The sequence below is a fragment of the Desulfonatronovibrio magnus genome, from assembly GCF_000934755.1.
Classification (GTDB): domain Bacteria; phylum Desulfobacterota; class Desulfovibrionia; order Desulfovibrionales; family Desulfonatronovibrionaceae; genus Desulfonatronovibrio; species Desulfonatronovibrio magnus.
This window is the reverse complement of the sequence record NZ_JYNP01000067.1, coordinates 20,785-27,628: the sequence shown is the minus strand read 5'-3', so window position 1 is coordinate 27,628 and position 6,844 is coordinate 20,785. Positions and strand designations below refer to the sequence as shown.

General features: G+C 41.7%; 10 protein-coding genes. 9 read left to right on the top strand and 1 reads right to left on the bottom strand.

The annotated features are described in order from the left end of the window. Window positions 1–490: 490 nt before the first annotated feature. The 9 genes from LZ23_RS08160 to LZ23_RS22450 all read left to right on the top strand — a co-directional run bounded on the left by LZ23_RS08160 (window position 491) and on the right by LZ23_RS22450 (window position 5,524). Window positions 491–826 carry a ComEA family DNA-binding protein gene (locus LZ23_RS08160; RefSeq protein WP_084590956.1) on the top strand — a complete coding sequence of 112 codons (336 nt, stop codon included), beginning with the start codon at window positions 491–493 and terminating at the stop codon, window positions 824–826. Between the two features lie 314 nt (window positions 827–1,140). After that, entirely contained in the window at window positions 1,141–1,521 is a 381-nt protein-coding gene (locus tag LZ23_RS08155) for a Fur family transcriptional regulator (RefSeq protein ID WP_045213166.1), read from the top strand. 136 nt (window positions 1,522–1,657) lie between these two features. After that, on the top strand, window positions 1,658–2,236 hold the full coding sequence (gene rbr, locus LZ23_RS08150) for a rubrerythrin (RefSeq protein ID WP_045213164.1): 579 nt from the start codon (window positions 1,658–1,660) through the stop codon (window positions 2,234–2,236). Between the two features lie 131 nt (window positions 2,237–2,367). Beyond that, on the top strand, window positions 2,368–2,748 hold the full coding sequence (locus LZ23_RS08145; RefSeq protein ID WP_045213162.1) for a desulfoferrodoxin: 381 nt from the start codon (window positions 2,368–2,370) through the stop codon (window positions 2,746–2,748). 12 nt (window positions 2,749–2,760) lie between these two features. Beyond that, the gene (locus LZ23_RS08140) at window positions 2,761–2,976 is read left to right on the top strand and encodes a rubredoxin (protein WP_045213160.1); all 216 of its coding nucleotides are present in this window, start codon (window positions 2,761–2,763) and stop codon (window positions 2,974–2,976) included. Between the two features lie 4 nt (window positions 2,977–2,980). Continuing rightward, complete coding sequence (locus LZ23_RS24970) at window positions 2,981–3,157, top strand: rubredoxin (protein ID WP_084590955.1); 177 nt, start codon at window positions 2,981–2,983, stop codon at window positions 3,155–3,157. 3 nt (window positions 3,158–3,160) lie between these two features. After that, the gene (gene rd / locus LZ23_RS24965; protein ID WP_084590954.1) at window positions 3,161–3,322 is read left to right on the top strand and encodes a rubredoxin; all 162 of its coding nucleotides are present in this window, start codon (window positions 3,161–3,163) and stop codon (window positions 3,320–3,322) included. 263 nt (window positions 3,323–3,585) lie between these two features. Next, the gene (locus LZ23_RS08135; RefSeq protein WP_045213158.1) at window positions 3,586–4,794 is read left to right on the top strand and encodes an FprA family A-type flavoprotein; all 1,209 of its coding nucleotides are present in this window, start codon (window positions 3,586–3,588) and stop codon (window positions 4,792–4,794) included. A gap of 55 nt (window positions 4,795–4,849) precedes the next feature. Then, a complete protein-coding gene (locus LZ23_RS22450) occupies window positions 4,850–5,524 on the top strand; it encodes a DVU0298 family protein (protein ID WP_157493134.1) in 675 nt (224 codons plus the stop codon). 164 nt (window positions 5,525–5,688) lie between these two features. Here the strand turns inward: LZ23_RS22450 and LZ23_RS08125 are convergent, their stop codons facing one another. Beyond that, complete coding sequence (locus LZ23_RS08125; protein WP_198145934.1) at window positions 5,689–6,765, bottom strand: metallophosphoesterase; 1,077 nt, start codon at window positions 6,763–6,765, stop codon at window positions 5,689–5,691. Between the last annotated feature and the right edge of the window lie 79 nt (window positions 6,766–6,844).

The following is a 6,844-nucleotide window of genomic DNA, read 5'->3' as shown; positions in this document are numbered from 1 at the left end:
GTTCCCATCTTTGACGGAAATTTTCTGGCAAATGTGCATGAATCATAAGCAAAAATCATAAAAATGTGATAACTGTAACTGTCTGAATTTAATATCAAAACAATTATAGTTGCTTGTAAGCTCATCACCCGGGCGGCCCGGGACCGAACCTGTGAGTAACTTGAAATAGCCTTAACACGTTTGAGATTGCCGCGCTCGAAGACTCGCTCGCAATGACACCTGAGCTGTCAGGGATGTAGTTGCTGAAAACCTGTCACCCGCGAGGGAGCCTTAGCGACCAAAGCAATTTGTAAGGTGAAACCATAATGCTTTGAATTTATTGCTAATTTGGTTTTAGTTGCTTGTAGGCTCAATACGTTTTTCAGATCCGACCGGATATCTATGCAAATTTATTGTCTTTAATTCATTCAATCAGAAACGAAGAATCGGAAATATTTATATATATAGTGTTGACCACATGTAAAAAAAGTGTTGCAAAATATATCTAGGCATGATATATATAAATCATATTGTTAAACTTTATAGGAAGGCAGGCATCTTCACCTTAGGAGGAACAATGATAAAATTCAAATTTTTACCAGTCATTTTTTTTCTGTTTTTTCTTATGGCAGCTGTCCCGGTTGGTGCAGAAGCAGAGTTGATAAATATCAACACTGCAACTATTGAGGAGTTAACGGTCTTGCCAGGAATTGGTCCGGCGATAGCTGAGAGAATAGTCGAGCATAGGGAGCAATTTCCCTTTGAAAAACCTGAGGATATCATGCAGGTTTCAGGCGTTGGAGAAGGGAGATATGATCAAATTAAACATTTGATAACCGTTGATTGATATGCACTAAGCTTTGTACTGGCAGCCTGGAATTCTCATATGTTTCCGGATCTGTTTTACAGTCGTGGGACAGAAAGCTTCACTTGTAATTTTTTTTTCCAGGCAGCAAATCTTACTGTTATCTCATAAATTTTAAATGAACACTAAGGTTTTGCCAGTACTTGTATGATGAATTGGTGTTTTTATTGCCCTGTTTAGCTCAAACAAGCTCTGCTTTTCGTATAAAGTAAAGGCCTGAGGATTATAATCTTCAGGCCTTTTTTGTATTGACATACATATGTAGTATTAGTAATCATTCCTGAAAAGGAGCAAAAATGAGGTTGACAAAGCAAAGGAAGTTAATACTTCATATTCTTCAGCATACAGTTGCCCATCCAACAGCTACTGAGATTTATGATGAAGTAAGGAAGAAGCTTCCCAATATCAGCCTGGGCACCGTTTATCGCAATTTAGACGTTTTGAGCAGGCAGGGTTATGTGCGTAAGATTGATACCTGTGGCGATCAGAATCGTTTTGATGGGGTTACAGATGACCATCTGCACATCATTTGTACATCTTGCGGAAAAGTGCGTGATGTAGAAGGGGAAATTGATGTTTGTGCAGACAATATAGCGAATCTGGCATCAGGCTTCAAAGTTACAGGTTTCAGGTTTGAAGTGCTGGGTGCCTGTCAGGATTGCCAGAATACGTTTTAAAGCAGCTGTGCTATGTGGGTTTGCTGAAAAAAGTTTTGTGTTTTAATATTTTGCATGCTAAAGAGTAATTAGAGATTGATAGAGTTCAACTGCGGATTCTCTCTAAACTTATAAACTAATAATCAAGGAGGATATTATGAAATCTGTTAAAGGAACTAAAACTGAAAAAAACATTCTTACCGCGTTTGCTGGAGAATCACAGGCGCGCAATCGATACACTTATTTTGCTAAGCAAGCTAAAAAAGACGGTTATGTGCATCTGGCCAACATTTTTGAAGAAACAGCCAACCAGGAAAAAGAGCATGCCAAAAGGCTGTTTAAGTTTCTGGAAGGTGGTGAGGTAGAGATTCAGGCTGCTTTTCCAGCTGGAAAAATAGGAACAACCATGGAAAATCTGCAGGAGGCAGCCAACGGTGAAAAGTACGAGCACGAAACCATGTACCCTGAATTTGCCCAGGTGGCCATGGAAGAAGGCTTTCCTGAAGTGGCAGCAGCCATGGAAGCCATTGCTGTAGCTGAGCAGCTGCATGAAAGAAGGTACAGAGGCTTTATCGCTAATATTGAAAAGGGTACTGTTTTCAGAAAAGATCAGGAAGTTATCTGGAAGTGTCAGAACTGTGGTTACACTCATAAGGGTAAGGAAGCCTTGGAGGAATGCCCTTCCTGTGTCCACCCCAAGGCACATTTTGAGGTTCTTTGCGAGAACTGGCAATAAAGTATTTTTTCCTGTCTTTTTCCCGGATTCGTTCTCTATGGCTGTCCGGAAAAAAATCTTGCCACAAGCATAAACTCTGTTTTAAGAAAGTGCTTATAACCGTTAACATTTAAAGATTAGTGAGGTTGATTATGCCTGAGATTAGGGAAATTTACAAATGCGAGGCCTGTGGAAATATAGTAGAAGTGGTACATGGCGGTCAGGGTGAACTAGTGTGCTGTGGTCAGCCCATGAAATTGATGACTGAAAACACTGTTGACGCAGCCAAGGAAAAACATGTTCCAGTGATTGAAAAAACTGCTGACGGCTTCAAAGTAAAAGTAGGCAGTGTGGATCATCCCATGGAAGAAAAACATTATATTGAATGGATTGAGTTAATTGCTGATGGAAAGTCTTACAAGGAATTCCTCAAGCCCGGACAGGCTCCTGAAGCAGAGTTTTGCATTAAAGCACAAAAGGTAACTGTTAGAGAATACTGTAACATTCACGGCCTGTGGAAAGCTGAAGCATAGCAGGAGGAAAACATGTCGGCTCCCGAAGAAATGTGGCAATGTCAGATGACTAATTGTGGCTACGTCTATGATCCGGACAGGGGAGATCGTAAAGGAAAAATCACTAAAGGCACGAAATTTGAGGATCTCCCTGATGACTGGAAATGTCCGGTTTGTGGTGGAGGGAAAAAATGTTTTCGTCCCCTGGCTGGGCCAGGGTCGGCAAAGGAAGAAAAATGCGAGGTGTAGCGCTGTGATTAAATATGAGTGTGCGGTGTGCGGTTATGTGTATAACCCTGTACTCGCTGAAAGAACAGGGCTGCCGAGAGACACGCAGTTTGAAGATATACCTGATGACTGGTGCTGTCCTCAATGTGGAACAAAGAAAAAGTATTTCGTTGCTAAATCCCAGGAAACCAAAAAGGAGTAAAATATGGACAAATATGTATGTGAAGTATGTGGTTATGTGTATGATCCCGCTGAGGGAGATCCTGACAATGGCGTAGCAGCCGGCACAAAATTTGAGGACCTCCCAGACGACTGGGTCTGTCCTGTGTGCGGGGCTGACAAGGACAGTTTTGCTAAAGAAGCTTAGTATTCTGTTAAACCCGCTGATCATTCAGCGGGTTTTTTACATTTTGAGGGAGTAAATGGAAATTGTGACAGTCCCTGTGTCTGGAACGTAAGCCCCATCTCTGATGAAAATTTTTTACTATGCTGTGAATGAATTTCCCAGCCAAAAAGTATTTAATTATAATTTACATATAAATGATATAGTTGAGACCTTTGGAAGAGCCAGGCCCCTGCTTTTCTTAAAAAGGGACAGACTATTACCATAAAAATAATCCTGGAGATACTATGGCCATTATTGAATTGAAAAAAGATGTATACTGGGTTGGTGTAGTTGACTGGAATATTCAAAATTTCCATGGCTACGCTCTGGCCAGAAAGGGTACCACTTACAATGCCTTTTTGCTCATGGACGACAAGGTAACATTGTTTGATACAGTTCCCGATAAATTCAAACTCGACTTGTATCATCAGCTACACAAGATTATCAAGCCGGAACTGATTGATTATATTGTAGTCAATCATGTTGAGCTTGATCATTCTGGTGCTCTCCCCTTTATGGTGGAAAAATGCATTCCAGAAAAAATATTCTGCTCACCCATGGGTAAAAAGTTTATTCAAAGTCATTTTCACAAAACTGACTGGCCTTTACATGTTGTCAAGGATGGTGATTCCATATCTATCGGTCGAAAAGAAATCAGTTTCATTGAAGCCAAAATGCTGCATTGGCCTGACAGTATGTTTTCCTATGTCCATGAAGACGAAATCCTTATTTCCAGCGATGCTTTCGGGCAGAACATAGCAACTTCAAAACTGTTTGACGACGAACATGATCTTAATATGCTTCTGTCAGAGGCAAGACATTACTATACCAATATCATCCTTCCCTTTTCCACTTTTGTTCAAAAGACATTGACCAAATTAAAAAATTCCGGCCTGAAGGTTGACATGATTGCTCCTGATCACGGTATCATCTGGCGCAGTCACGTTCCAGAAATCATTGCCGCCTATGAAGAGTTTGCTTCCCAGAAAGTCAGGGCCAAAGCTGTACTGGTGTATGATACCATGTGGAGCAGCAGTGAAAAGATGCTCAAGGCTGTTGGTGATGCATTGATGGAAGAGGGTATTGAAATAAGGTTCATGTCTTTGAAAAAATATCACCACAGTGATGTTATGGGAGAGTTCGCTGACGCAGCTGCTTTGATATGCGCCTCACCTACTCACAACAACGGTATGCTGCCTCTTATGGCTGACTTTTTAACATATATGAAGGGGCTTAAGCCAAAAGGCAGAATAGGCGCTACACTTGGTTCTTTTGGATGGAGTGGTGAAGCACCCAAGGCCATGGCTGAAGTACTGAAAAGTACTGGCTTTAAAATGCCTGTTGAACCGCTGAGAGTTCAGAATGTTCCTACTCATGAAGATCTGGCCAAGTGCAGAGAAATGGGAAGGGTATTGGCTCAAAACATCAAAGATAAAGTTTCGGCCACTTCTTGATGTCAGTTTGCTTTTGACTGAAATAAATTTTTACAAGAATACTTTTGTTTTAGATATGAAAGAGATAAAAAATCAGATTATTGGAATCTTGCGCTCTGAAAATATTAGTGACTCTCTCCTGCTTTTGGACGAGTTTCCTGTAAAAAAGGTCCTGAGTCCTGTATTTGCGGCTTTGCTGAATCCTGACCCCTTGATCAGATGGCATGCCGTCACCGCCATGGGGCATCTGACAGACAGGCTTGCAGGCGAAAATATTGAAGAAGCCAGGGTTGTCATGCGCAGACTTATGTGGTCATTAAATGATGAATCAGGTGGGATTGGCTGGGGGGCTCCTGAATGTATGGGTGAAATCATGGCCAGAAATGCACATCTAACCACTGAGTTCCATACTATTTTATTTTCTTATATCGCAGAGAGAGATGACGGTGCTGACAATTATCTGGAATATCTTCCTTTGCGAAGAGGAGCTTTCTGGGGAATTGCCCGTTTGGCTCAGAGTCGCCCTGGCCTTGCAAAAGCTGGTTGGACCGTGGCGGTCAAAGCACTGGAAGATGAACGGGATGCTTATATTTTGACCTGTCTGTGTTTATTCTTTAAGCATATCAATAAATTTCCACAGGCTATAGATACTTATGTTCGCAGCCTGGCCAGTGCAGAGGTGGAAGTGTATCTAAACATGAAGTTTCAAAAAATAAAACTTGCTCAGCTTTGCACTGTCTCATCTTTGTGAAAAAGATGATCATTGCAGTGATACTTAATTTAAGCTTGAAGGGGACTGGCTCTTCTGCTGCCGGATAGTCCGGCTGCATAGCGGTTTGAGGTCGGCAGAAGTTCCTGTCCCCGGTGGCCGAGGCAAAATTAACAAAAAATATCGCTGTAGTGTTCAGAATTCACTCATGGACGAACCAAATCCACAACAACAATTTCTGCCGGGGCCATAAACCTGATGGGTGGGCCCCAGCTTCCTGCTCCACTGGTCACAATCAGTTTCGAATTGCCTTCGCGGTATGCGCCATAAACATATTCAAATTGAAGGCGCACAAAATATCTAAAGGGAAAAATCTGTCCATTATGAGTGTGACCCGCCAAGTGCAACTCAGTCCCGTACCTTACAGCAGATTCAAAACCCCAAGGCCTGTGGCTGACTAAGAGGTTAAAATGCCCGGAATCTGCTGAACTAAGTAATTTGCTGGTTATATTTTCCTGATGGGCCCTTGCTGGAGAAAAAGGAGTTGGATCGGTGATACCGATGAGATTGATGTTTAACTCTTCAATGTAGATCATATCGTCATCTATGATTTTTATTTCTGCGTCACTTAGAAAATTCAGAGAATCCTGAAGACCGGGGTAAAACTCATGATTGCCTATTACCCCAAATTTGCCTGCCGGTACTTTAAGGTTTCTAATCTGCCTGGCTTCATCACTCAGCCACTCCAGGTGATCATTAACCACATCTCCACCAAAAATTATCAGATCTGGCTCCTTGTTTTCAATCAATTCAATAAGGTTCTGCAGGCGGGCTGAAGATTTTTGCACTCCGAGATGAAGATCGGAGAGAAATACCAGCCTGGTATTCTGGGCAACTTTTTGGGAGATGACCTCGTACTTGATAGTTTTAACCGGTTTAGAGGCTTCCAAAAAACCGTATCCTACAATTGCAATGCTGCTCAAAGCACACAAGCAGGCGGCTGTTGCAGATTTAAAGTATTGCCTCTCTTTTGTGAATATTCCAGACACCAGGCTGGCAGCATAAAAAAATATCTGGATAATAAACAGATAAAATATGAGTCCCAACCAGGTAAATGTCAGCTGCCAGACCAAATAGACAAATTGCTCAGGCCAGGATAGTGGAATGACATGAGCCATAATGGGGGATGCCGCAAGAAACAGGCAAATAAAATATCCGAATCTGGACTGGGTGGAGTTAAGAGATAATTGAGAACTGAACCTGAACCAGGTAAAAGCATGCATGCTGAAATAAACAGATAAAAAGGCGAGCAAAAAAAACATACAGGAAATTAGTAATAATTTGCTTCACAGGTCAAGCAAT